The organism is Actinomycetospora sp. C-140, assembly GCF_054796175.1.
In genome coordinates this window covers 1-24,055 of sequence record NZ_JBTWNF010000030.1, presented here as the reverse complement: position 1 = coordinate 24,055, position 24,055 = coordinate 1, and the positions used below count along the sequence as shown (strand labels likewise).

The following is a 24,055-nucleotide window of genomic DNA, read 5'->3' as shown; positions in this document are numbered from 1 at the left end:
TACGGAACGGCCTACGGTGGCGGGGTGTCCGACGACGGTCCCGTTCTCCGCATCCTCGGCCGGGTGTCCTCACCGCTGCAGGAGCGTGGCCAGGCGCCGCTGCAGGGCGACGAGGGCGGCCCGGAGGCCACGGTGGCGTTCGAGCCCGATCTCGCCCGCGCGCTGGCCGAGCTCGAGCTCGGCCAGGAGATCCTGCTCGTGACGTGGCTCGACCGTGCCGACCGGTCCGTGCTCGCGGTGCACCCCCGCGGCGACACGACCCGCCCGGAGACCGGCGTCTTCGCCACCCGCTCGCCCGACCGCCCCAACCCCCTCGGGCTGCACCAGGTCCGGGTGGTCGGGATCGACGGCACGACGCTGCGCGTCGCCGATCTCGAGGCGCTCGACGGCACCCCGGTCGTCGACGTCAAGCCCGTCCTCGGCCCCATCGGGACGCGGTGCCACAACATCGGGGATGGGCCGCTCCCGAGCGGGTAGCCCCGAGTATCAGGAGTCTGATTCTCGGGGGGATCGTGTCGTCGTCACGAGTCGGTCGTCGGACCCGGCGCGTCCTGGTCTTCGTGCACGTGGTCGTCTCCCTGGGCTGGATGGGCGCCGGGGCGACCAACGTCGTCCTCGCCGTGACGGCGCTGACGGTGCCGCGGGAGGTCGCCCGGGTCTGCTACCAGCTGATCGACCGCATCGACATGGTGCTCGTCATCCCGGCGGCGTTCGGCGCGCTGGTCACGAGCGTCGTCCTCGGGCTCCTGACGCCGTGGGGCCTGGCACGCCACTGGTGGGTACTGGTCAAGCTCGAGCTGACGGTCGCCGTGATCGTCTTCAGCACGCTCGGCGTCGGGGTGTGGGTGCTCGAGAGCATCGAGCGGCCCGGCCCCGCGGCCTGGCCGCTGGTGTGGGGCGGCGCGGCCAACCTCGTCGCGTTCCTGCTGATGACCTGGGCGTCGATCGGCAAGCCGTGGGGGACGACGCCGTGGACGCGACGCGCGACGCCGCGTCGCTCCCCGGCGGACCGGTCGACGCTCGCACCCTCTGCCTCGGCCGGTCCGTGATCGTCCGAGGTTGTCGGGGGTCGGGTCTAACGTCGGGTTCGTGGATCTCGACCGGGGCGCTGAAGGCGGCACCGAAGCGGTGTCGTCCCTGCTCGGGGGCCCGGTGCATGATCCTCTAGGGGTGTCGGGGGTCGGGTCTAGCGTCCCGGGTGTGAGCATCGACCAGGCCGGCACCCCCAGCGCGGGGGGTGGCGCGGGGACGCCGTCGTGGCTGCCGGTCGAGGGGCTCGAGGGAGTCGACCCGGCCGGGCTGGTCGGGGTCGAGGTGATCGACTACGTGCGGGAATGTCACCGGGCCCGCAACCGCGACACCGCCCGGTTCCTGACCGCGCTGCACGAGGCCGGGCGCACCGAGGCCGGCCGCCGCCAACGCCGCGCGGTGCTCGACGAGTTCTCCGGCGACGAGGCCGCCGCCGCGCTGGGCTGGTCCCGGGCCATGGCCAGCCGCTGGCTCGACCTCGCCGACGACCTGCTCGGCCGGCTCGGCGAGGTCCACACCGCCATGCGCGGCGGGGACCTCGACGAGTCCAAGGCCCGCGTGTTCTCCGACTGGACCCGGGATCTGGCCGACGACCACGCCCACCAGGTGTGCCACACCCTGCTGCCCGAAGCGCCCACCCTGCCGGTCGGGGCGCTGATCGAACGCATCCAGGACGTCGCGCACGCCCTCGACGCCGACTGGGCCGCCCGCCGCGAGACCAACGCGCTCAAGAAGGCGCGGCTGCTGGCCTCGCGGAACCCGTCGGGGACCGCGAACCTCTCGGGCTGTGACCTGCCGGTCGACCGGACCGCGATCTCGATGGCCCGCGCCGAGGCGCTGGCCGCCGAACTGCGCCGCCGCGGAATCCGTGTCAAGATCGAGCAGTTGCGGGCCGAGGTGTACCTGGCCCAGCTCGACGGCACCGCCGCCGGCCTCGACGACGACACCCTGCTCGACCTGCTCGAACACACCCTGCGCCCACCCGACCCCGACAACGGGCCCGACAACCCCGACGGCGGCCCCGACAACGACGGCCCCAACAGCGGCCCCGACAGCGGCCCGGACACCGACGGTGGTCCCGACGACGATGGAAGCGGGCCGGACGACGGGCCTCGCGGCGACGGACCGGAGGACGGGCCGGTCGACGGTCACGACGGCTCCGGCGGCGGGTCAGATGACGAGCCCGGCGACGAGCCGGTGTCCGGACCGGGGAACGAGCCCGACGACACCGCCGACGACTCCGCCGACACCGACCCCGCGGACACCGACCCCGCGGACACCCACCCCGCGAACGACGGAACGCCCGACGGTCAGCCCGCGAACGGTGAGCCCGCCAACGCCGACCACGGCGACGACTATGGCGACGACGGAGCCGACCAGCCCGGCGACGACACCGGCCACGGGGACGGCGACGACACCGGCGACGGGGGCGGGGGCGGGGAGTTGCCGCGCACCAGCGGGGTGCGCACCGGCCTCGTGGAAATCCGGCTCCAGCTCAGCACCGCCCTCGGGCTCGACGACCACCCCGCCCAGCTCCCCGGCTGGGGCACCCTGCTGCCCGCCACCGCCCGCGCCATGCTCGAGCGCTACCACCACGGCGAATGGCGCATCGTGCTCACCGACCACACCGGCCGCCTCCAGCACGTCCTGCTCACCCGCCACCGACCCCGCACCCCCGACCCGCCCCCGGGATCATCGGGTCGATCATCGGGCCCCCGCCGCGACCACCGCCGGCGGCGGGGGCGCCGCGGGCGGCACGGCCCCGCCATCGTCGAGCTCCAGGTCCCGACGACACTGCTGGCCGCCCTCGACCCCGCCGACCACCCCCACTGGGCCCGGCTGCTCACCGACCTCCGCACCCGCCTCGCCGGACTCACCGGCCCCGGCGCGCCACCGCCGGGCGCCCCCGACCAGCACCTCACCCCCGAGCAGGCCCGCCACCGCCGACCCAGCGCCGAGGTCCTGCGCTGGCTGCAGGTCCGCGACCGCTGCTGCGTGGCCCCGTCCTGCCGGCGCACCGCCCACGCCACCGACATCGACCACACCCTCGACCACGCCCTGGGCGGACCCACCCTCTCCCACGCCCTGGGCTGCTGGTGCCGACACCACCACCGCGCCAAACACCACGGCGGCTGGCAGGTCACCCAACCCGAACCCGGCCGCTTCCTGATCACCACCCGCGCCGGAGCGACCTACGAAACCCACCCACCCCGGATCATCCGACCCCTCCCCCCGCCCCTGCCCACCCCGGCGCCCCGACCCCTGCCCGACCGCGAACTCGACCACCACACCCACGACGCCGACGACAGCGACGACCCGCCCGACAGCGAGCACGACAGAGCCGGCGACGAGCGCCGCCTCGAGGTCCGCGACCTCACCGGTCCCCGCCGACGCCGCAGCACCACCGGGCCGACCGTCCCGGCACCCCGCGGCCCCGGCACCCGCGACCTCCTACGCCGCGCGGCCACCACCGCGCCGCTCGTCCCCGGCCTCGACGACCCACCGCCCTTCTGACCGGACCGAGCGAGACCCGCAGGAACTCGTCCATGCAACGCGGCGGCGCGAGACACCGCGAGCCGGGGCGACTCGGGGCGCGCGAGGTGGTCGACGGCGCCGGCGGGCCGCAGCGTCGCGGTCACCCGACCGCCTCGGCCCAACCGACCGACCCGACCCGACCGACGCGTTCCGACCCGGCCCGGCTGGACCCGGTCCGGCGCGACGATCAATCCCGGGCGCCCGCCCCGTCCGCGCCTTCCGAGTCGCCCGATCCCCCGCGCCCGTCGAACCCCTCGGATCCGTCGAGCGCCCGCCGGACACGCCTCAGCAGCGCCGCGAGAGTCGCCGCTTCCTCGGAGCTCAAGCCGATCGCCGCCGGGGCGTTGTACTCGTGCACCCGCGGCAGCGCCTCGTCGAGCGCCGCCCGGCCGGCGTCGGTGAGCCGCAGCCCCGTGGCCCGCCCGCGCCCACCCGGCCCGTCGCGTTCCACCAGCCCGCGATCCACCAGGGACGCCACGAGCTCCCCCATGCTCTGCGGTCGCAGGAGCACCTGGCGGGCGAGCTCGGCCTGGGTGGACGCGTGGCCCGACCCCTCCTCGTCACCCAGCACGGCGAGCACGCCGAACTGGTTCGGCGTCAGCCCGACGGCCCCGAACAGGGCGTGGAACCCGCGCGCGACGGGATGGTAGGTCTGCACGATCTCCCAGAGAGGCAGGTCGGGCTCGCTCACCCCCGACACGCCCTACAGCAGCACGTCGTCGACGTGCACGAGCACGGCGACCGGTTCCAGCCCCGTCGACGCCCGCACCCCGTCGGCGACGGCGGTCCGGATGCGGGTGCCGAGGTCGAGCAGGTCCTCCCCGTAGTCGGCGGCCAGGGTGATCGCGACGACCGTCGACCCGCCGGCCACCCCGGCGACGACGTCGGGGCCGGGGTCGCCGATCAGGCTCGTCTCGGGGCCCGCGCCGGCGGCGACGAGGCGGGTCAGCGCCACCCGCACGCCGGGCACACGGGAGGCCAAGTGGCGGGCGAGCGCCTCGACCACCCGCGCGCTGATCCGCGTGCGCCCGCGGGCGTCGCTGATGCTGCCGAACTCGGGGTCGGAGGCCACACCGCGGATGCTGCGCAGCGCCTCGTCGAGCAGCCCGTCGGGCGCCTGCGGCCGGTGGGCGGACACGGCGCGGACCGGTGCCCAGAGCCGGTCGAACTCGGCGAGCGCCGCCTGGCAGTAGGGGCAGTCGCGCTGGTGGTCGTCGAGGCGCTCGGCGCGCCCCTCGGCCACCTGCGCGACGAGAGCGTCCGCGTCACGGCCGCACGCGAGTCGACCCTCGGTCGGGGCCGCAGGAGAGGTCATGTCCAGTCCTTCATCTCGGACATCAGCGTGGCGCGGGCGCGGGCGAGGCGCCCGCGGACCGTGGCCTCCGTGGTCTTCGTCACCGCCGCCGCCTCGCGGTACGACAGCCCTTCGAGCTGCACCAGCACCAGCGGCACCCGCTGCTCCTCCGGCAGCCCGCTGATCGCCGCCAGCCCGGCCTGCAGCTCCTCGCCCGCCAGCACCCGCCGCTCGGGTCCGGCGACCCGCGGGTGGTCGGCGTCGGAGAGCTCCTGGTGGGTCCGCTGGCTGCGGCGGTGGTTCAGGCAGCGGTTGACGACGACGCGGTAGAGCCAGGTGGTGAACGACGACGTCCCGGCGAACCCGGACATCGCCGTCCAGAGCTGGATGACGACCTCCTGGGCGACGTCGTCGGCGTCGGCCGCGCTGCCGAGCATGCGCAGCGCGATCCGGTAGATGCGGTCGCGGTGCCGGCGCACCAGCTCCTCGTACGCGCTGCGGTCGCCCGTGCGGGCACGGCCCACGAGCCAGCGATCGGCCTCGTCGTCGACCACGAGCTGTCGGTCGTCGGGGGCGGATCGGCGCCCCGGTGCGCTCACGGGCGGATCCTTCCCACGATCGGCCGTGCACAACCGGTTCCCGTTGCCGCGTGTCGCAGCACACGCCAGCATGCCGCCCGTGACCAGTCCCCCGGCCCCGACGCGCGGGCTCGCCGTCGTCACCGGCGCGAACCGGGGCCTCGGCCTCGGCGTCGTCCGCCGCCTCGCCGCCCGCGGGCATCCCGTCGTCCTCGGCGCCCGGGACGCCACCAGGGGCCGACACGCGGCCGCGGACATCCCGGGCGACGTCACCGTGCGCGCGCTCGACGTCGCCGACCAGGGCTCCGTCGACGCGCTGGCCGCCTGGGTCCGGGCCGAGCACGGGGCGCTGGAGATCCTCGTCAACAATGCGGGCGTCCACTACGACACCGGACAGACCGCGATCGGCGCCGACCTCGCGATCGCGGAGGAGGCGCTGGCCGTCAACGCACTGGGCGCCTGGCGGACGGTCGTCGCGTGCGCCGATCTCCTCCCGCGCGGCGCCCGGGTGGTCATGGTGTCCAGCGGCGCGGGGTCCTTCGGCGAGACGCGGGGCGGGGGCGGCGTGCCCGCGTACTCGGTGAGCAAGGCGGCCCTCGACATGGTCACCGTCAAGCTCGCCGCCGACCTGCGTCCGCGCGGCGTGCTCGTCAACGCGGTGTGCCCCGGCTGGGTGGCCACCGACATGGGCGGCGCCGGCGGGCGCCCGGTCGACGCGGGCGTCGACAGCATCCTGTGGGCGGTCGACCTCCCGCCCGACGGCCCGACGGGGACGTTCACCCGCGACGGGCGGACGGTGCCGTGGTGACCGCCCTGCGATGACGGGCGCGCGCGCCTAGCGTCGAAGATCGTGCAGACCCGCGTCCTCGCCACGGTCACCGGTTCGCCCTCCCACGCCCGCGCCGTCCTCCCCTTCGCCCGTGCCCTGGCCGCCGCCGGGCACGAGGTGCTCGTGGCCTGCCCCGAAGAGCTCGCCGGGGTCTTCGACGGCCTGCGGGTCGAGACGGTGATGCCCCCGATGAGCGCCGCGGTGGCCGCGCTCGGTCCCCGGCTCGCCGAGCTCGAGGGCCCGCCCGAGATGGCCGTCGTCATCCCGATGCTGTTCGCGGGCCCGCACGTCACCGACGCGGTGCGGCTCCTGCGCCCGGTGGCCGAGCGGTTCCGCCCCGACCTGGTCCTGCGCGACGGCACCGAGCTCGCCGGGCTCCTCCTCGCCGAGGAGCGCGGCATCCCCCACGTCGCCGCGCCGTCGGGCGGCGGCCAGCAGCTGCGCCCCGACGCCGTCGACGGCGCCCTGAGCGAGCGCAGCCGCGAGCTCGGCCTCGCGGTGACGGGCGCCGCGCTCCACCGTCACGGGCGTCTCGACTGCCTCCCGCCCGCCTGGTCGTTCGCCGCCGAGGGCGTAGCGCCGGCGTGGTCGTACCGCCAGGACGACGAGGTCGCCCGCGGCGACGTCCTCCCGGCGTGGATCGGGGAGCTGCCCGCCGGGCGCCCGCTGGTCCTCGCGGCCATCGGCACGGCGCTGCCGATGATGGCGTCCCGCGACACCGGTGACGGACCGCGCCCCGGCCCGCCGGTGGACCCGCCGCGGGCGCTGCGCACGATCGTCGACGGGCTGGCCGCGCTCGACTGCGAGGCCGTCGTCGCGACGGGCGGGCTCACGATCGCCGAGGGCGCCCCGGTACCCCCGCACGTCCACGTCCTGGACTGGGTGCCGCAGCCGCTGCTGCTGTCCTGCGCGGACCTGCTGCTGACCCACGGCGGCTACAACAGCATCCGCGAGGCCGTCCGCCACGGGACGCCGATGGTGGTCCTGCCGCAGTTCGGCGACCAGGAGGGCAACGCCGACCGGATTGCCGCGCTCGGCCTCGGACGCCGGTGCGCCCCGGAAGCCGGCGACGTCACCGCGGCCTGCGCGGCCGTCCTCCACGACGCCGACGTGCACGCCGAGCTCCGGCGGGCCCAGCGCGCGATGCTCGCCCTGCCCCCGGTCGCGGTCGCCGCCGACGACCTGGCCGCCCTCGCGCAGGCCCACGGCCGCGCCGCGTGAGCCAGGATCGGCCCCGTGGACCCCGATGCCTGGGCCGCGTGGATCGACGACGCCCACCGCGCGGGACGCCTGCTCGACGCCCCCGACGACGACCTCGACGTCGGCCTCGACCTCCCGGCCGCCTACGCGGTGCAGGAGCGCCTGACGACGCGCCGCGAGGGTCGCGGCGCCCGGCGGATCGGCTGGAAGCTCGGCTACACGTCGGCGGTGATGCGCGAACAGATGGGCGTCGACACCCCGAACCTCGGCCCGCTGCTCGACACCATGATCGTCGAGCCCGGCGGCGCGGTGCCTCCGACGCTCGTGCAGCCCCGTGTCGAGCCGGAGATCGGTCTCGTCGTGGGCGCCGACGGCGGCCCCGCCGAGGCGCGGGCGGTGCTCGAGATCGTCGACTCCGTCTGGCGCGACTACCGCTTCACGCTGGCGACCAACACCGCCGACGGCTCGTCCGCGGCCGGCGTGGTCGTCGGCCCGGTCCTGCACGGCGACCTCGCCGCGCTCACCGTGGAACTCTGGCGGGGTGACGACCTCGAGGCGACCGGCCGCGGCGACGCCGCGATGGGCCACCCGCGGAATGCCCTCGACTGGCTGCGTGGCGCGATCGGCGACGCCCTGCAGGAGGGGGATCTCGTGATCACCGGCGGACTGACCCGGGCCGTGCCGCTGCCGCCGGGCGACGTCGTCGAGGCCCGGTTCCCCGGGGCCACCGTCGCCGTGCGGGGCGCGCGGTGAGCGGCCACCCGGGCCCCGCCGTCCCCGTCGGTCACGTCGAGCCCTGCCCCCGGCGGGTGCGGGCGCGGCTCGGCGGCCGGATCGTCGTCGACACCCTCGACGCGTCCTATCTCTGGGAGCACCCCTGGTACCCGCGCTGGGTGCTCCCGGCGGACGATGTCGACCCGGTGCTGCAGGCCGCCGTCGAGCACCCCGCGGGGGCCCCGGCGGGCACCGTGGGCCTGCCGTGGTCGGCGGCCGACGCCTGGTTCGAGGAGGACGAGCAGGTCCACGTCCACCCCCGCAGCCCGTACGTGCGGGTCGACGCGCTGCGCTCCCGGCGTCACGTGCGCGTCGAGCTCGACGGGGTGGTCCTCGCCGAGTCCGACGCCCCGGTGCTGCTCTTCGAGACCGGCCTGCCGACCCGCGCCTACCTCGACCCCACGGCCGTCGACACGACGCGCCTCGAGCCCTCGGAGACGTGGACCGCGTGCCCGTACAAGGGCGTGACCAGCCGCTACTGGTCGGTGCGCACGCCCGCGGGGCGGTACGACGACCTCGCCTGGTGCTACGACCACCCGGCTCCGGCCGTCGCCCGCATCGCCGGGCTCGTCGCGTTCTACGACGAGCGTGGACGTGGTCGTGGACGGCGTCACCGGTCCCCGGCCGACGACGCACCTGGCCTGAACGCCACGGCCTGCGCCAGCAGCCACGCCGCGATCTCCTCCCCCGCCCGCAGGCCGGTCCCGGTCGTCACGGCGACGTGGTCGGCGTGCCACCCGGCAGCGTGCAGCCGGCCGTCCACGGGCTGGATGCCGGCGTCGGCGGCGAGGAGCAGGTCGGCGTCGAGGGGCGAGTCGCCCGCGGCCAGCACCCGCGACGCCGCGACCCGCCGCCCGACCTCCGCGACCGCGGCGCTCTTCTCCAGCCCCGCGGGCAGGACGTGCACCTTCTCGTCGTGCGCGGACACCCGCCAGCCGCGGTCGGCCAGGAGCGCGTCGAGCTCGGCGACCCAGCCGTCCGGGACGTCCGGGGTCCGCACGACGAGCAGGGCGCCGTCGGCCGAGCGCACCTTGCCGTGCGGCAGGGCGCCGAGATGACCGGTGAGCAGGCGGGCCACCTCGCGCCGCGGCGCGGCCCGGGCGATCAGCGCCCGCATGCGCGCCCCCCAGGCCGCGTCGGGCACGCCGTCGACGAGCAGCACGGCGCCGTTGGCGCACACCGCGTACCGCGGGGCCACGCCGAGGGCGGACGCGAGGTCGAGGCGGCGGTACCCGTCGACCGACCGCGTGGTCGCCGGGACCCAGGTGGCCACGCGCTCCAGGGCGACGAGCGACGCGGCGGTGCGCCGGGTCAGGGACGCGGTCGTCACACCCCGCCGACGTTCGAGACGGATCACCTCGTGGGCCACGACGGGTCCGGCCGTCTGGTCCGAGTGCACGAGGGTGCGGTCGAGGTCGGTCGCCGCGAGCACCGTCACCGGACGCGCAGCACGCCGACGCACCGGTACGGCGTCGCGATCCCGTCGAGGCACCCGGGGAGCCCGCGCACCGCCACGCCCCGCTCGCGGCACAGGTGGCGGACGGGGTCGAGGTCCTCGTCGGCGTCGGGAGCGATCAGGACCGCCTCGGGGTCGCGGCGCAGCAGTGCCCGCGTCGTCTCCCCGATCCCCGGCCGCAGGCGCCGCCCGTCACCGAGCTCCCGGGCGAGGGCGGCCAGATAGCGGGGGCCGCGGCCGTCGGGCGGCGACGACGCGGCCGGGATCACGGACGCGAAGCCGGCGCTCACCGCGTCCAGGAACCGCGCCGTGCGGTCGAGTCCCCCGGCGTAGAACTTCGCGCCGTGGTACGCGCCGGGCGCGAGCAGGTCGGCCCGGGCCACGGTGCGCGACACGAGGCCCGAGACCGTCGCGTTCAGGCAGGCCTGCGGCACGAGGAGATCGTCCCGGGTGCCGTGGACCGCGGCCCGGTGGGCGGGGTCGGCGAGGACGGCGACGGTCGGGTCGACCACGACGCCAGTATCCTCGGCGTACCGCGCGAGGTCGGCGGCCACCTCGTCGACGATCCCACCCGTGCCCGTCCAGCCGTCGACGAACACCAGGGCGGCCGGATCGTGCGCGGCGACGAGGGCGTCGAGCGCGGCGCGGTCCAGCCCGCGCCCCCGCAGCACGCTCATCGCGTAGTGCGGCAGCGCCACCCCGCGCTCGCGGACGGCCCACCGGCGCACCAGCACCCCGACCGGCGTCCCGGCCCGCGCCAGCGACACCAGCACCGCGCCGGGGCCGTGCAGCGCGAGCACCCGCTCGGCCAGCACCCCGACGGCCGCCGCCACCGACCCCGACGACCGGTCCAGCGCCGCGGCGACGACGCGCTCGTAGGCCGGCGACGGCGCGCTCTCCTCCGGCAGCGTCTCCGCGTAGTGCACCCCGGCGTCGACGGCAGCCTCGCGCCGGGCCCGCGGCGTCTCGAGGGCCGCGCCGGACACGTCGCTGAGCAGCCAGCCGACCTCGTCGGGCGCGAACGTCCCGAACGCCGGTCCCCGCCGCGCCGCCGCGGAGCGGAACACCCGCCCCGACGGTCGCCGGCACGGCACGACAGCCTCGACGACCCGCCCGGCCACGGTCGCGAGCCGCGACAGGAGCCCGTCCGGTCGCCGCAGCGCGGGGGTGCGGGCCGCGGCGTCGACGACCACGACGACGGTGTCGTACCGGCCCCACCCCGGTGTCCCGAGCCCGTAGGCGTAGCGCTCCGGCCCGTGCCCCAGCGCGACGTCGTGCGCGGCGAACGCGAGCGCCGAGCGCACGGGGTAGCCGGGCACGTCGCGGGCCACGAGCGGCGAGCGGCTGGTTGCCGCGACGTCGACGTCGGTGCCGTGCGCCGCGAGCACCTCGGCGAGACGCAGCGGCAGGTAGTGCAGCTCCTCGCAGCCCAGGACCAGCACCCGGCCCGGGCGGGGCCCGAGCGCCCCGGCGACCGCGGCGCCCGCGGACGGCACCGCCCGGTCCAGCGCGGCACGCCCGGCCCGGTCGAGCCCGTGGCGGGCGCCCTCGGCCGCCCCGTCGAGCGGGACGTGGACGGTGGTCACGACGCCCGCGCCGCCGACCGGGCGCGCCAGGGCGTCGGGCCACGTCGCGAGCAGGCGGGCCGCGCGGTCGAGGACGTCGACGGGAGCCGTCAGCGTCGCGCGGGCCGGGGCGACGACGTCGACCCGGACGCCGAGCGCGGCGGCGGCCCGCTCGATCGCGTCGTCGCCGCGGCGACGCAGGTCGGCGAGCGCGGCGACGACGTAGCGCCGGCGCGGGAGGCGCCGGTGGAGCTGGTGCAGGGTCGTCGCGACGGTCCGCCCCGTGGTCAGCTCGTCGTCGACGAGCACCACCGGGCGGTCGGGTGTCCAGGATCCGGGGTCGTCGGGAAGCAGGACGTGGCGCGGGGCGTGGCTGTGGGCCTCGACGACCGAGAACAGGACCGGCGCGCCCGCCACCACCCGCCGCGTCGTGTGCACGACCTGCTCGGCGTCCAGCGCGTCCGCGACGAGGTGCGCGAGCGCCGTCGCGTTCTCCGCGTAGCCGAGCACCACGGGTGCTCCGCCCGGGCCGCTCAGGCTCGGCCGGACCCGCGCGGCCAGCGCGGCGGCCGCGGCCCGGACCCGGTCGGGGCGCGTCGGCAGGTGCTTGCCGAGCACCCGCGAGACGGGCAGGTGGGCGCGGCGCGGGTTGCGGCGCAGGGCGAGCCCGACGAGCGCGTGGGCCGGCTCGACGCCCTCGTCCGCGCCGAACGCGAGACCCAGGGCGTCGTGGACGACCGCACCGGGCCAGGTGGGAACCGACACGGGTCACCTCGTCACCTGGGCTCCATGACCACCCCACAGGACCACACCCCGTGACGGTTCGGAACGGGACGATGACCGGGTGCACACGTCCGACCCGGCGGACCCCGTCCGCCACTGGCCGCTCGCCGGGCTCGTCGTGCGGACGCCGCGGCTCGAGCTGCGCCCCGACGACGACGTGGGCCTCGCCGCGCTCGCCGACCGCGCCCTCGACGGCGTCCACCCGGCCGACGAGATGCCCTTCCTCGAGCCGTGGACCGACGGGGCGGGCGACCCCGGCTTCGCCCGCGGGGTGATGCAGTACGCGTGGCGCTGCCGGGCGGACCTGCGCGCGCACCGCTGGTCGGTGAACTTCCTCGTGCGGTCCGCGGGACGCGTGCTCGGGATGCAGACCCTCGCCGGCACCGACTTCGGCGTCCTCGGCGAGGTCCGGACCGGTTCGTGGCTGACCCGCTCGGCCCAGGGCCAGGGGCTCGGCACCGAGATGCGGCACGCGGTCGTCGCGCTCGCGTTCGACCACCTGGGCGCCCGGGTCGCCGGCACGAGCGCCTTCGCCGACAACGTCGCCTCCCGCCGGGTCTCCGAGCGCCTGGGCTACGCGCCCGACGGCGTCGAGCAGCACGTGCGCCGCGGCCGGGCGGCGGTGCTCCTGCGCAGCCGGCTCACGCCGGAGTCGTGGCGTCGTCCGGAGTGGACACCGGAGGTCGACGGGCTGGGCCCGTGCCGCGAGCTGCTGGGCGCGGCCGAGGGCTAGCAAGCGCGACACGCCCGCGTCCGCGACTCCATCGGGGTGATCTTCGGACGTGATCGTCGCGATGGTGGGATACGCGGGGTAGACAATCCGGGCCGACGACACGGGGGGATCGATGCAGTACGTCGCACCGACGACACGAGTGCTCACGCACTGTCGATCGGTGCTGCGCGGCATCGGCTGGGTCCTGTCCACCGGCCTCGTCGTCGGCGTGCTGCTCGTGCTCTTCGAGGCCGCGGTCTCCGAGCCCCTCGCCCAACGCCCGGTGATGGGTGCCCCCGGGGCGACGACGATCGGGCCCGCGGTGCCCTACGGCGGCCAGCTCGAGGCCCCCGACGCCGACGGGCTCGAGCCGGGCGCGTTCATGGGACTGGGGCTGCTGGTCCTCGGACTGGCCAACGGCCTCGTGTTCGCCGGCGCCGCCGCGCTCGACGCGATCATCTCGCCGTCGGCGGCCGAGACACGGCGCCGCCTGCGCCAGCGCTCGGCGGCCGGCTCGGTCCCCGGCGGGTGGCGCGAGGTGGAGCGCACGGTGGCGGCCGCCACCGCCGCCCCGGCGGCGTCCGCGACCCCCGCCCTCGACGACGTGCCCGCCCGCCGCAGCGTCCCGGGCCGTCCCGCGCTCGGGACGACCTACGCGGTCGCCCCGGTGCCCGACGCCGTGATCCCGGCGCCCCGGCGGGCCGACCCCCACGCCGATCTGCGGCCCGCGGAGGCCGCGGTCAGCGCCGTTCCCGACGAGATCCCCGAACCCACCCCGGAGGCCACGGCCGTGCCCGAGCCCACTGGAGACCCTGCCGCGGCCCCCGCCCGCCGGCGCCCCTCGCCCGTCCCGCGCGACGGCGGCGACGGCACGTCCCGCGCGACGCGGCGCGGCTCCGGCCCGTGGGGCTGGCGCCCGGCGCGTCCGGACCCGGTGCCGTGGCGCAACCCGGTGCCCGCGATGGCCGGCTGATCAGCGACCCAACGCCTCCTCGACCGTGCCGGTGAAGGCCTCGAACACCGGTCCGGTGGGCGGCAGGACCTGGGTGACGAGCACGGCCGCGAGGTCGTGGTCGGGCCACGAATACCAGAGGGTGCCCAGCCCGCCGGCCCAGCCGTAGCGGCGCCCGACGGGCGTCTCGACCACGCCGACGCCGTGGCCCCAGCCGCCGCCGTCGAGGAAGGCGGCGGCCGCGGGCGCGGCGCGCTGGTCGTCGGTCAGGTGGTCGGTCGTCATCGCCGCCACCGCGTCGGCGTCCAGGACCCCGGCCCCGGCGTCGAGCAGCATCCCCGCGAAGCGCAGGAGGTCCCCGGCCGTGCCCACGAGCCCGCCCTGGGCGTCGGGGAAGGCCGGCGGGGCCAGCCAGCGGCTCTCCGCGACACCGTCGAACGGCGCGGGCTGCCCGTCGTCCCCGCGGACGAAGGCGGGGACGAGACGGTCGCGCGCCGCCACGAACCCGGTGTCGACCATGCCGAGCGGGGCGAGCAGCCGGTCGGCCAGCAGCTCACCGAGCGGGCGCCCGGCCGCGCGGGCCAGCAGCACGCCGAGCACCCCGAACGAGAGCTCGTAGCGCCAGGCCCGGCCGGGCTGGTCGAGGAACGGCAGCTCCGCGAGGCGGGCGATCCACGCGTCGGGCGGCGGTGGCCCGAGGGGGTCGGGCGGACCGAAGCCGAGCCCGAGCGCCATCGCGCGCTCGAGCGTGGGGCACGGACCCTCGTCGACGGTCCAGCCGAACCCCATGCGCATCGTCAGCAGGTCCTCGAGCGTGATCGACCGGTCGGCCGGGACGGTGTCGGTGCCGTCGAGGCGGTCCAGGACGCGGTGCCCCGCGAGCTCGGGCAGGAGGCGGTCGACGGGCTCGTCGAGGGCGAGCGCGCCGTCGGCGACGAGCACGTGGGCGAGGGCCGCCATCAGCGGCTTGGTGTTGGAGCTCAGGCGGACGACGGCGTCGGGACGCAGCGCGTCGTCGCCGTCGGGGGTCGTGGTACCGGCGGCGGCGACGCTGACGGCACTCCGGTGGCTCACCCCGACGATCGCGCCCGGCACGCCGTGGGGGGCGAGGGTCCCGCGGACCCCGTCGAGCACCTGGTCGGCGTCCACGGCGGCCTCCGGGGAACTCGCTCGGCTCAGGCCCGGACGGGTGTCTGCCGGGTCTCGCGGGCGGGCTCGCCGCCCAACGGATCGGCACCGTAGCCCAGGAGCTCCGGGTCGGCGGCGAGGCGCTCGACGTGCACCACGATCTCGCGCGCCCGGGCGTCGAGGGCCGTCACCGAGCCGGGGCGTCCCGCCGACCGCAGCGTGCGGAGGTAGTGGAAGTCCTCGGGCCGGAGGAACACCCCGACCGGGCGACGCCCCGGATAACTCAGAGCTACGTGGTACACGATCGAATCGTCGACCAGCCGTCCGCCGGGCACAACATCGGACACGTCACGCCCCCGCCGGATCACCGTCCGGCGGGGGCGTGCCGTCGATCCGGCTCAGTTCGTGCCGCCGCCCGCGGGGCCGACCGGGCTGGGCTCGGGGCGGACGCCGCCGCCTCCGCCGCCGCCCTCGGGGCCGTCGTCGGGATCGGGGCCGGTGGGCGTGCGCGCGGCGCCGCCCGCGATCCAGATGCCGACCTCGTTGCCCCGCTCGAGCTGCTCGCCCGCGGCGGGCTCCTGGTCGGCCACGTGCCCGCGGCCGGCACCGGTGTGGACGGCGTTGCGTCCCACCGCGAGGACTCCGGCGTCCAGCGCCCGGTCGTGGGCCTCACTCGCCGGCAGCCCGACGAGCTCGGGCACCACGGCGGTGTCGCCGCCCTGGTCGCCGCTCGTGGGCGTGTCGTCGGTGTGCATCGTCGCTCCCTCCGGACCGGTCATGACGGATCCGTACCCATCCTGCCCGCCCCCTGATGCCGCGGCGGCCATCACCCCGTACCGGACGCGTTCGACTGGACACGGTGCGTGAGAGCGTGGGTCGGGTCCGGCGACCGTCGCGGCGTCCCGCACCGCCCCGTGAGCGGCGGATTCGGCGGGCCGACCGGCTCGGGCCCCAGGTTGACGGCGCCGGGCCGGGCCGCTCACATGGCCGGGGTGACGGATCTCTCGATGTCGCCGCCGCTGCGGCTCGGGCTCGCGGCGCGGCTGGCCGCCGACACCGCGGCCGACCTCCGGGCCCGCGCGGCGGCCACGCCCGGCATCGAGCTCGTCGACGTGCGCGACCCGATCGACCCCGCCGCCGGGCACCTCGTCGTCGACGGCCGTGCCGGCGACGCCGTCGACGCCTGCCTGGACGGTCCCGCGGCCGTCGAGGCGTTCTGGACCCGGCGGCTGGTGCCGTTCGCCCACCTCCTCGCCCGCGGGCAGCGGGCGCCCCGGGCGCGCACGGTGACCGTCGCGGACCACGACCCGGGGTGGCCGGCCGCGGCCGCCCGGTGGGGCGCCCGGGTGCGGTCGGCGCTCGGCGCCCGGGCGCTGCGCATCGAGCACGTCGGGTCGACGTCGGTCCCGGGCATGGCGGGCAAGGACCTCGTCGACCTCCTCGTGGTCGTCGAGGACCTCGACGCGGTCGACGCCCTGGGCCGCGCGGCGTGGCACCGCGCCGGCGTCGTGCCGGTCGCCGGGGACTTCTACGGGATCGACCGCCACGACCGGGAGCACCCGCAGCGCGTCGCGGTCGACGCCGATCCCGGGCGGCCCCTCAACGTCCACCTCCACCCGCGCGCCTCGCCGGTGTGGCGCGAGCTGCTGGCGTTCCGCGATCGGCTGCGCGCCGACGAGGAGCACCGCGCCGCGTACGTCGCCCTCAAGCACCGCCTCGCCCGCGAGGCCGGCGGCGATGTCGACGTCTACAGCCGGGGCAAGCGGGCCTGGATCAACGAGGCCGTCGCGCGGGCGCTGGGGTGATCACCCCGCCCGCTCCTCCAGCCATCGGCGCACCGCGTCACAGGCGTCGTCGACGGTCCCCGCGACGCCGACGGGCCGGGCCGGCGCGCCGAGGTCGTCCGCGGCGGTCAGGCGCACGCGCAGCGCGCCCTCCTCCCGCCACGCCGCCAGGACCATGACCCCGGTCTCCCCCGTGCTAACGAGAACACCGAGACGACGAGGACCACGTTGACCGCGACGACCGCCGCGGCGAGCACGCCGGCCACCGCGGTGAGGGCGGGGCGGGTCGCGAGGGAGAGCGCCCATCGGAGGGTGATCGAGGTCCACCTCTCCGAGGGCAACGGCGCGGAGGCACTCCACCAGTACGAGAGCTTCCGGATCCTCCTGCGCGACGAGCTCGGCCTCGCGCCGTCGGACGCGATCCGCGCCCTCGTCCGGCCGCTGCTCGGCCGTCCCGCCGACTGATCGTCAGCGGTCCGGCCGCGGCGTCCCCATCCCCCCGGCGAGCAGCAGGTCGACGAACCAGCGCTCCCGGTCCTCGGGGGCGCCGGACACCAGCGCCTCCCCGAGCGCCGCGACGCGCGGGTGCTGCGTCGCGGAGGCGGCGCGCAGGGTCGCGGCCAGGTCGGCGTCGGCGGCGCCCTCGGTGCCCTCCTCGCCGCGGGTGCCGTGCTCCGCGGCCGACGCGGTGGCCACGAGCAGGAGCAGGTCGACGAGCCACGCCGCTCGGTCGTCGGGCATGCCGCCCTCGGCGAGCAGGGCCAGCAGCGTCTCGACCAGCGCGAGGTAGTGGGGACCGCTCGGGCGGGTGACGACGGCGACGCGGGCGAGGCTGGGGTGCTCGCGCAGCACGGCGGTGTAGGAGCCGACGACCCGTCGCAGCCGGTCGTCCCAGGGTCCCCGCTCCCCCGCCGGCGTGAGGTCGACCGCGGCCAGGAACTCGCCGAGCACCGCCGTCTGCAGCTCGGCGGTGTCGCGGACGTAGACGTAGAGGGAGGCCGGCCCGGTGTCGAGCCGCTGGGCGAGCCGGCGCATGGTCAGCCGCGCGGCGCCCTCGTCGCGCACCAGCGCGGCCGCGGTCGCGACGACGCCCGCGCGCGTGAGCGCGGGCTTCGACGGGCGCTCCCGCCGGCTCACCGGTTCGGCCACGGACAGGACGCTAGGCCCGGTGCGCGAGGAAGACGTCGCGCAGCGCCGTCGCACCGTCCGGGCCGAAGCAGAGCTCGAGGTTCGCGGCCGACTCGGCGGCGGCCCGCGCCGCGCGGGGCACCATGGCCGCCTCGTGCGCGGCGAGCGCGCGGTCGCGTCCGGCGGCGGTGGCCACGCCGTGCTCGAGCAGGGCGGCGGCCAGCTCGGCGCCGTCCTGCATCGCGAGGTTCGCGCCCTCGCCGGCGAACGGCGACATGAGGTGCGCGGCATCGCCGACCAGGGTCACCCCCGCGCGGTGCTCCCACGCGTGGCCGACGGGCAGGGCGTAGATGGGCCGCACCGCGAACGGCTCGTCGGCCTCGGCGACCAGCGCCCGGAGATCGGGCGCCCAGCCGTCGAAGGCGTCGAGCAGCGTGCCGTCGGCGAGAGCCCGCTCCAGCGCGGCGGGCTCGTCGGTGCGCACCGCGGCGTAGACCTCGATCGTCGCCGCGGGCTCGCGGTGGGCGATGAATCCCCGCCGGTCGCCGAGGGCGAACACCAGCCCCCCGCCCACGACCTTCGCCGGTCCCGGGTGGCGGGCGTCGACGTCGTGCAGACGGGCCGCGGCGAAGGTGACCCCGCTGTAGACCGGGACCGCGTCCGAGACCAGCGGCCGCACCCGCGACCAGGCCCCGTCGGCGCCGACGAGCAGGTCGGCCACGAGCGTCTCCCCGCCGTCGAGCTCCAGGGTGTGCCGCTCGTCCCCCAGCGATTCGACGGCCACCACCCGTGTCCCCCACCGGACGGTGCCGGGGGCGAGGGCGCCCAGGAGGAGGTCCCGCAGCGTCTCGCGCTGGATCTCCGGGCGGCCGCCCTCCCCGTCGTCGTCCTCCTCGTGCAGGACCCGGCCTTCGCGGTCCAGGACGCGAAGGGCCTCACCGCCGGGGAGCACCGCGGCCCGGAAGCCGACCTCCAGGCCCGCCGCGCGCAGCGCCGCCTGGCCCGACTCCTCGTGCAGGTCGAGCATCCCGCCCTGGGCGCGGACGGACGGCCCGGCGTCCCGGTCGAGCACGGTGACCCCGACGCCGTGCCGCTGCAGCACCGCTGCCAGCGTCAGGCCCCCGAGGCCCGCGCCGACGACGACGATCGCGGGAGCGGGAGCGGTGGGCATGTCTCCTCCTGTGACGAACACGTTCGTGACGAACATGTTCGTCCCTCCGCCGCGATCCGTTGACGTGATCTGAGCCACACCTCTAGCGTCGACCAACGCCAGCTCCCCTGATTCGACGACGAACTGGAGCATGTGCCATGGCCGACTACGACCCTCGGACCTCCACCGGCATCCCGACGGAGCCCGTGGGCTCCATGCCGAGACCCCAGAAGCTCCAGGACGCCTACGCGGCCTACGACGAGGGGAAGATCGACAAGGCGGCGCTGGAGGTCGAGCAGGAGGCCGCGGTCCAGGACACGATCGACCGCTACGAGGCCACCGGCGCGCCGATCATCTCCGACGGCGAGCAGCGCTGGTCGTCCTTCGCGACGTACCCGATCACCGACACCCTCGCCGGCACCGGCCTCGCCCCCTCGCTCGGCCCGGGCGGGCAGTTCTTCGCGATCTTCGCCGACGGCCACGGGCGCCAGCTGCCGAAGCTCGTGAAGGGTCCTTTCGAGTACTCGAACTACGCGGCGGACTCGCTGAAGAAGTCCATCGGCAAGGCGCACAAGCCCATGAAGCAGGCCGTGATCGCTCCGTCGATGCTCGCGCTGCTCTATCCCCTGAAGGACCCGGTGGAGGGCTACAGTCGCGAGGACTTCGAGGCCAAGCTGATCGACGAGTGCGAGAAGGACATCCGGGCGGCCTTCGACGCCGGGGCGGCCCGCGTGTCGGTGGACTTCACGGAGGGCCGGCTGGCCACCCGCGAGGACCCGCGCAACCCGTGGACCGGCGCCGGGCTGCTCCCGCACTTCATCGAGCTGAACAACCGCGTCATGGCGCGGTTCTCCGCGGACGAGCGCACGAAGATCGGCATCCACACCTGCCCCGGCGGCGACCGCGACTCGGTGCACTCCGCCGACGTCCCGTACAACAACCTGCTGCCCGAGATGTTCAAGATCAACGCGGGCTACTTCCTCATCCAGCTCGCGAGCGAGCGCGACAAGGACCCGGTCTACGAGTCCATCGGGAAGAACCTGCGCACCGACGCCGACGGCGTGACGCAGATGGCCTACATCGGCGTGATCAACCCGGGCAACCCGCGCGTGGAGAGCGCCGACGAGGTCGCCGGCCGGCTGGTCCGTGCCGCCGACTTCATCCCCAAGGAGCAGCTGGGCTCCACCGACGACTGCGGCTTCTCACCGTTCTCGATCGACGAGAAGCCCAACCACGGGTCGCCGGACTACGCGCGGGACGTCGCCTTCCAGAAGATCACCAACCGCGTCGAGGGCACGCGGATGGCGGCGGAGAAGCTGGGCGTCTCCTAGCGGCCGATGGCGGTCGAGTTCCGGTCCGAGCGCTCCGACCACTCACCGGGCCGGGAGCTGCTCGCGGCGCTCAACACCCTCCTGGACGCGCAGTACCCCGGGCGCGCGGTGCGCCCGGGGTCGGTGACGACCCCCGAGGAGATGGCCCCGCCGCGTGGCCGGTTCCTCGTCGGGTACGACGAGGGGCAGCCCGTCGCGATCGGCGGGCTGCGCCCCCTCGACGACGACGTCTGCGAGATCAAGCGGATGTACGTCGTCCCCCACGCGCGCTCCCGGGGCGTGGGGCGCGCGCTGCTCGCCGCGCTCGAGGAGGCCGCGCGCGAGCTCGGCTACACGCGGGCGCGCCTCGACGCGGGCGGCGAGCAGCGGCACAGCCGCAAGCTCTTCGCCGCGACCGGGTACCGGTCGATCCCGCCCTACAACGAGAACCACATCGCGGTGTTCTTCGGCGAGAAGATCCTCTGATTCGATCAGCTATGGCGTGGATCACCCGGGAGGTGCCAGGCTCTCCCCCGGCGACCCACACCACCACGGGGGCGGCGAATGGCGGAGACCGGCGGCGATCCCGGCGCGGGCCGGCAGGTCTGGCACCAGCGCGCCCTCGCGGAGATCACCCGATGGCCGTGGCTGCGACGCCTCAACGACCAGGCCGCGGAGGCCGTCGACCCGGTCTACGACCGCTTCCGCGCCAACCCGGTCGTCGAGCTGATGCACGGCGGTCGCTGGCTCGGGCACTCGCTGCACCCGGCGCTCTCCGACCTGCCGATCGGGTTCTGGTCGGCCGTCCTGCTGCTGGACATGGCCGGCCAGGACGTCCCGCCGCAGGGCTCGCGCCTCGATCCGGCGTCGACGCTCAACGCGGCCGGGATCGCGGCCGCGGCCGCCACCGCGGCCACCGGCGTCGCCGACTGGACGGTCAGCGACGCCGAGGACCGCCGCGTCGGGCTGTTCCACGGCCTCCTCAACGGCGCGGGCACCACCCTGCAGGGGATCTCCCTCGCCGCCCGGCTCGCGGGGCACCGCCGGACCGGCCAGGTGCTCGGCGCGGCCGGCCTCTCCGTCACCGTGGTCGCCGCCTACGTCGGCGGGCACCTCGTGCAGGGCCGGGCGCTCATGGTCAACCGGGTCGCGACGCACACCGGCCCCCAACGCTGGGTGAAGGCGGTCGCGGAGGAGGACCTGCCCGAGGGCACGGTCACCGGCGTCGAGGTCGAGGGCCGGCGGGTGATGCTGCACCGCAGCGACGGCGAGGTGCACGCGATCGACGACGTCTGCAGCCACGCCGGCGCGCTGCTGCACCGCGGCGAGGTCGACGACTGCACCGTCGCGTGCCCGCTGCACTTCTCGGTGTTCGACCTGCGCGACGGGCACATCGTGCGCGGGCCCGCCCACCATCCCCAGCCCGTGCTCCCGGCACGCGTGCGCAACGGCTGGATCGAGGTCCGGGGCTCCGCACCGGCCCCGCGGTCCCGGCGATCGTCGAACTCCTGAGAGGAACCACCACCATGGCCTGGGAAGCGGTCGCGGACGTCGACCAGCTCGAGGAAGGCGACATGATGCTCTGCCACATGGGTGGCGAGCCGATCTGTGTCGTCCGGCTCTACGAGGACGAGGCGGTGGCCGTGCACAACACGTGCACCCACCAGCAGCAGCCGCTCAACGAGGGCTATCTCCAGGAGGACGACTCCCTGATCTGCCCGGCCCACAACTCCCGCTTCGACCTGCACACCGGCGTGCCCACCGGCGTCCCGGCCGTCGACCCGATCCCGACCTACGCCTGCAAGATCGAGGACGGCGCGATCTGGGTCGACTTCGAGCAGCAGACCAACGACGCCGCCATCCCGCACAAGCCGTACCACTGAAGGCGTTCGGCGGGGCGCCGCGGCCGCAGATCCGAGCCCCGATCAGCCGTGCCGGGCAGGCTCGTCCCGTGCCCCCTCGACCGCCCGTCGGCGAGCGACCTCACGGTGCTCGCCACCGAACCGCGGGCCCGCGCCCCTGCACCTCAGCGCGGTCGTCGTGGTGGACGACCGCGCCGACCTCAACGTCGACACTGTCCGAGGGCTCCTCGCGCGACGGCTGCCGGCGGTCCCCCGCCTCCGGCAGCGCCTGGCGCGCACCCCGCCCTGGTGCGGGTGCTGCTCTACCTCGCGGGCGCGACCGTATGCCGACCGGGCTGCCGCGGGACCGGCCTCGTTTCGGCGTGCCGGGTAACGGGCCTGCCCGCAGGCTGGGCGGCCTGTGTTCGCGCTGCGCCACGCCGTCGACGCTCGGCGGGCCCTGGCGCACCGTCGCCCGGGTCCGTGGGGCCGGGGTCGGGCTGTGGGAGCCCAGCATGGACACCCGACGTGGCCCGCCTCCTCAACGCGGTACAACCGCCCGACTGGCGCGCACCGCCAGCTAACGATGTCGGGCCTCGCGCTGGCGCTTCGAGGCGCGGCGCATCGGTGCGGCACCACTCGATCGCTGCTGTCGTCCCGCCGCGATCCGGGGCGCGCTTGCAACGACGTCGATAGCGGCGCGAACGCCCGAAATCGTCGTCTCGGTCGCGGTGTTGGACCGTTCCATTTGGCGTCCGGTGGCGAGCAACCAGGTCAGGTCCTTTCGCTCCGGCTCCTGGCGACGGCCAACCCGGGCGTGCATCTTCACGAGACCGCCGCGATTTTGCGGACTTCCGATGGGGGCCGCGCTAGCGCTGCCGCAACACCTATCGGGATGGCGTTCCGGCACTCGCCTGCGCGGCCTCGTCCGCGCATTCGTCGAGCTCCAGCGGCTCGCGGAAAGCCGGACCCCGGAGCATTGGCCGCGGACCGCCGCAGTCGAAAACGACCGCAAGGAGTTCATGCGACTCCCCAAGCGGCTGACTGTAAAGAATCCCGGCGTCGCGCGCACCGCAGGAACGAACTTTCGTTGCCGTCGCGAGCCGGAGGCCGACATCTGAACGCGCCCCGAATACTGATCTGAACGTCTGGGGTCGCGACGTCCGCTGAATGCTCGACAACCGGATCGTGCAGTCGCGAAGATGCAGTGAGCTCGACAGAGAGGCCGTCACGACCCACGGAATGCCACATTCGCGCTCGGCCGTGCCGTCCTAGATTCGTCAATCTACTACTCGAACTCGTGCGTCCACGTACGCACATTACTAGGGAACAAGAGCTTCAATGCTTGCGGTCACCACTTGATCCGAAGCACCTCGGGAGACCCCCACCCCTTGAGAGCTCAACCGCACACGTAGGCCGTATTGACGGAGATCACCGAAGTTGTGCCGCCGAAACTCTCAGTTTTGTAACCTCCTCGATAGAAGTTCACCTCCCAAGTTGACGCGCCAGAGTAGTAGGTCCCCGAGTACCGCGTACCGCACTCGTTCGGGGTCACGATTACGTTGGTCATGCCCTCGGGCGCTGAGGGCGTCGGCGCCGCAGACAGCCGATAGTAGCTCACCCCTGAATCGCATATTACTGCCGCAACGTACTGTGCCGATGAGGGAGTGCTATCTCTACACCCGTAGCTTGAGGTGGCATGCGGGAAGGCGCTGGAAAGCGAGGTAGGGCTACCCGGAGATGCAGGCGAGGTTGTGGTGGGAAAGGTTCGCTGGCTGGAGTCAGAGTTTTGAGTGACTGCCGCAACGACCGCAATCAGAGTAAGGCCAGCGACTAGGGCCGCCGCCATCATAAGCCCGCCATTCCTATATTGCCGCTCGCGACGTACTTGTTCCGCAGCGATCGCCGATCCGACACCATCTCGAGCCTTCTTGCTCTTAGGGGCCTTGTCCTGCTCGGCGCGCTCACGCTCCGCCTTGTCCTGCTCGGCGCGCTCACGCTCCGCCT

At 75.6% G+C, this 24,055-nt stretch carries 25 protein-coding genes and 1 pseudogene; 15 read left to right on the top strand and 11 right to left on the bottom strand.

Features of this window, described 5'->3' with window-relative positions:
* Positions 1 to 24 precede the first annotated feature (24 nt).
* The 3 genes from tsaA to ACR9E3_RS31570 all read left to right on the top strand — a co-directional run bounded on the left by tsaA (position 25) and on the right by ACR9E3_RS31570 (position 3,543).
* Complete coding sequence (tsaA, locus tag ACR9E3_RS31580) at positions 25 to 477, top strand: tRNA (N6-threonylcarbamoyladenosine(37)-N6)-methyltransferase TrmO (RefSeq protein ID WP_460384984.1); 453 nt, start codon at positions 25 to 27, stop codon at positions 475 to 477.
* A gap of 83 nt (positions 478 to 560) precedes the next feature.
* Entirely contained in the window at positions 561 to 1,049 is a 489-nt protein-coding gene (locus tag ACR9E3_RS31575) for a hypothetical protein (protein WP_460384982.1), read from the top strand.
* A gap of 151 nt (positions 1,050 to 1,200) precedes the next feature.
* Positions 1,201 to 3,543, top strand: coding sequence for an HNH endonuclease signature motif containing protein (locus ACR9E3_RS31570; RefSeq protein ID WP_460384981.1), 2,343 nt, complete (start codon positions 1,201 to 1,203; stop codon positions 3,541 to 3,543).
* Between the two features lie 208 nt (positions 3,544 to 3,751).
* On the opposite strand, the gene ACR9E3_RS31565 is transcribed toward ACR9E3_RS31570, so the two are convergent.
* The 3 genes from ACR9E3_RS31565 to ACR9E3_RS31555 are packed head-to-tail and all read right to left on the bottom strand — an operon-like array spanning position 3,752 to position 5,457.
* Positions 3,752 to 4,255: a MarR family winged helix-turn-helix transcriptional regulator gene (locus ACR9E3_RS31565; protein WP_460384980.1), complete on the bottom strand. Its 504-nt coding sequence runs from the start codon at positions 4,253 to 4,255 to the stop codon at positions 3,752 to 3,754.
* A 12-nt stretch (positions 4,256 to 4,267) separates the two neighbouring features.
* Positions 4,268 to 4,879: an Asp23/Gls24 family envelope stress response protein gene (locus ACR9E3_RS31560; protein WP_460384979.1), complete on the bottom strand. Its 612-nt coding sequence runs from the start codon at positions 4,877 to 4,879 to the stop codon at positions 4,268 to 4,270.
* Complete coding sequence (locus ACR9E3_RS31555; RefSeq protein WP_460384978.1) at positions 4,876 to 5,457, bottom strand: RNA polymerase sigma factor; 582 nt, start codon at positions 5,455 to 5,457, stop codon at positions 4,876 to 4,878. Before ACR9E3_RS31555 ends, ACR9E3_RS31560 begins: the two co-directional genes overlap by 4 nt.
* Before the next feature lie 79 nt (positions 5,458 to 5,536).
* Between ACR9E3_RS31555 and ACR9E3_RS31550 the strand changes: the two genes are divergently transcribed.
* The 4 genes and pseudogenes from ACR9E3_RS31550 to ACR9E3_RS31535 form a co-directional block, all read left to right on the top strand.
* Positions 5,537 to 6,244, top strand: coding sequence for an SDR family NAD(P)-dependent oxidoreductase (locus ACR9E3_RS31550; RefSeq protein WP_460384976.1), 708 nt, complete (start codon positions 5,537 to 5,539; stop codon positions 6,242 to 6,244).
* A 42-nt stretch (positions 6,245 to 6,286) separates the two neighbouring features.
* Positions 6,287 to 7,486, top strand: a complete 1,200-nt coding sequence (locus ACR9E3_RS31545) for a glycosyltransferase (RefSeq protein WP_460384975.1) — start codon at positions 6,287 to 6,289, stop codon at positions 7,484 to 7,486.
* 15 nt (positions 7,487 to 7,501) lie between these two features.
* Positions 7,502 to 8,218, top strand: a complete 717-nt coding sequence (locus ACR9E3_RS31540; protein WP_460384973.1) for a 2-keto-4-pentenoate hydratase — start codon at positions 7,502 to 7,504, stop codon at positions 8,216 to 8,218.
* A pseudogene (locus ACR9E3_RS31535) lies at positions 8,215 to 8,766 on the top strand (DUF427 domain-containing protein); the annotation flags it as partial. The gene ACR9E3_RS31540 and the pseudogene ACR9E3_RS31535, both read left to right, overlap by 4 nt.
* Before the next feature lie 83 nt (positions 8,767 to 8,849).
* Here ACR9E3_RS31535 and ACR9E3_RS31530 read toward each other — a convergent pair.
* Both ACR9E3_RS31530 and ACR9E3_RS31525 read right to left on the bottom strand, forming a co-directional pair.
* Positions 8,850 to 9,677: an HAD family hydrolase gene (locus tag ACR9E3_RS31530; protein ID WP_460385008.1), complete on the bottom strand. Its 828-nt coding sequence runs from the start codon at positions 9,675 to 9,677 to the stop codon at positions 8,850 to 8,852.
* Positions 9,674 to 12,025, bottom strand: coding sequence for a phosphoribosyltransferase domain-containing protein (locus ACR9E3_RS31525; RefSeq protein ID WP_460384972.1), 2,352 nt, complete (start codon positions 12,023 to 12,025; stop codon positions 9,674 to 9,676). Before ACR9E3_RS31525 ends, ACR9E3_RS31530 begins: the two co-directional genes overlap by 4 nt.
* 79 nt (positions 12,026 to 12,104) lie before the next feature.
* On the opposite strand from ACR9E3_RS31525, the gene ACR9E3_RS31520 reads away from it, so the two are divergent.
* Both ACR9E3_RS31520 and ACR9E3_RS31515 read left to right on the top strand, forming a co-directional pair.
* Positions 12,105 to 12,776 (top strand): GNAT family N-acetyltransferase, encoded by a 672-nt coding sequence (locus tag ACR9E3_RS31520; protein WP_460384971.1) that lies wholly within the window; start codon positions 12,105 to 12,107, stop codon positions 12,774 to 12,776.
* 160 nt (positions 12,777 to 12,936) lie between these two features.
* On the top strand, positions 12,937 to 13,728 hold the full coding sequence (locus tag ACR9E3_RS31515) for a hypothetical protein (RefSeq protein ID WP_460384970.1): 792 nt from the start codon (positions 12,937 to 12,939) through the stop codon (positions 13,726 to 13,728).
* On the opposite strand, the gene ACR9E3_RS31510 is transcribed toward ACR9E3_RS31515, so the two are convergent.
* From ACR9E3_RS31510 to ACR9E3_RS31500, 3 genes are all read right to left on the bottom strand, one after another.
* Entirely contained in the window at positions 13,729 to 14,856 is a 1,128-nt protein-coding gene (locus tag ACR9E3_RS31510; protein WP_460384969.1) for a serine hydrolase domain-containing protein, read from the bottom strand.
* A gap of 26 nt (positions 14,857 to 14,882) precedes the next feature.
* A complete protein-coding gene (locus ACR9E3_RS31505) occupies positions 14,883 to 15,137 on the bottom strand; it encodes a hypothetical protein (protein ID WP_460384968.1) in 255 nt (84 codons plus the stop codon).
* Between the two features lie 96 nt (positions 15,138 to 15,233).
* Complete coding sequence (locus ACR9E3_RS31500) at positions 15,234 to 15,614, bottom strand: PASTA domain-containing protein (RefSeq protein ID WP_460384967.1); 381 nt, start codon at positions 15,612 to 15,614, stop codon at positions 15,234 to 15,236.
* Between the two features lie 213 nt (positions 15,615 to 15,827).
* On the opposite strand from ACR9E3_RS31500, the gene ACR9E3_RS31495 reads away from it, so the two are divergent.
* A complete protein-coding gene (locus ACR9E3_RS31495; RefSeq protein ID WP_460384966.1) occupies positions 15,828 to 16,640 on the top strand; it encodes a GrpB family protein in 813 nt (270 codons plus the stop codon).
* Here the strand turns inward: ACR9E3_RS31495 and ACR9E3_RS31490 are convergent, their stop codons facing one another.
* Entirely contained in the window at positions 16,641 to 16,796 is a 156-nt protein-coding gene (locus ACR9E3_RS31490; protein ID WP_460384965.1) for a hypothetical protein, read from the bottom strand.
* 51 nt (positions 16,797 to 16,847) lie between these two features.
* Here ACR9E3_RS31490 and ACR9E3_RS31485 point away from each other — a divergent pair, with 51 nt between their 5' ends.
* The gene (locus tag ACR9E3_RS31485) at positions 16,848 to 17,084 is read left to right on the top strand and encodes a BTAD domain-containing putative transcriptional regulator (protein ID WP_460384963.1); all 237 of its coding nucleotides are present in this window, start codon (positions 16,848 to 16,850) and stop codon (positions 17,082 to 17,084) included.
* A 3-nt stretch (positions 17,085 to 17,087) separates the two neighbouring features.
* Here ACR9E3_RS31485 and ACR9E3_RS31480 read toward each other — a convergent pair whose 3' ends face one another.
* The gene (locus tag ACR9E3_RS31480; RefSeq protein ID WP_460384962.1) at positions 17,088 to 17,768 is read right to left on the bottom strand and encodes a TetR/AcrR family transcriptional regulator; all 681 of its coding nucleotides are present in this window, start codon (positions 17,766 to 17,768) and stop codon (positions 17,088 to 17,090) included.
* Between the two features lie 10 nt (positions 17,769 to 17,778).
* Complete coding sequence (locus ACR9E3_RS31475; protein ID WP_460384960.1) at positions 17,779 to 18,918, bottom strand: FAD-dependent oxidoreductase; 1,140 nt, start codon at positions 18,916 to 18,918, stop codon at positions 17,779 to 17,781.
* Between the two features lie 194 nt (positions 18,919 to 19,112).
* Between ACR9E3_RS31475 and ACR9E3_RS31470 the strand changes: the two genes are divergently transcribed.
* The 4 genes from ACR9E3_RS31470 (at position 19,113) to ACR9E3_RS31455 (ending at position 22,090) form a co-directional block, all read left to right on the top strand.
* A complete protein-coding gene (locus ACR9E3_RS31470; RefSeq protein ID WP_460384959.1) occupies positions 19,113 to 20,228 on the top strand; it encodes a uroporphyrinogen decarboxylase/cobalamine-independent methonine synthase family protein in 1,116 nt (371 codons plus the stop codon).
* Positions 20,229 to 20,234: 6 nt separating this feature from the next.
* Entirely contained in the window at positions 20,235 to 20,693 is a 459-nt protein-coding gene (locus ACR9E3_RS31465) for a GNAT family N-acetyltransferase (protein ID WP_460384958.1), read from the top strand.
* A 78-nt stretch (positions 20,694 to 20,771) separates the two neighbouring features.
* Positions 20,772 to 21,719: a Rieske (2Fe-2S) protein gene (locus tag ACR9E3_RS31460; RefSeq protein ID WP_460384957.1), complete on the top strand. Its 948-nt coding sequence runs from the start codon at positions 20,772 to 20,774 to the stop codon at positions 21,717 to 21,719.
* A gap of 14 nt (positions 21,720 to 21,733) precedes the next feature.
* The gene (locus ACR9E3_RS31455; RefSeq protein WP_274278993.1) at positions 21,734 to 22,090 is read left to right on the top strand and encodes a Rieske (2Fe-2S) protein; all 357 of its coding nucleotides are present in this window, start codon (positions 21,734 to 21,736) and stop codon (positions 22,088 to 22,090) included.
* Positions 22,091 to 24,055: the final 1,965 nt, after the last annotated feature.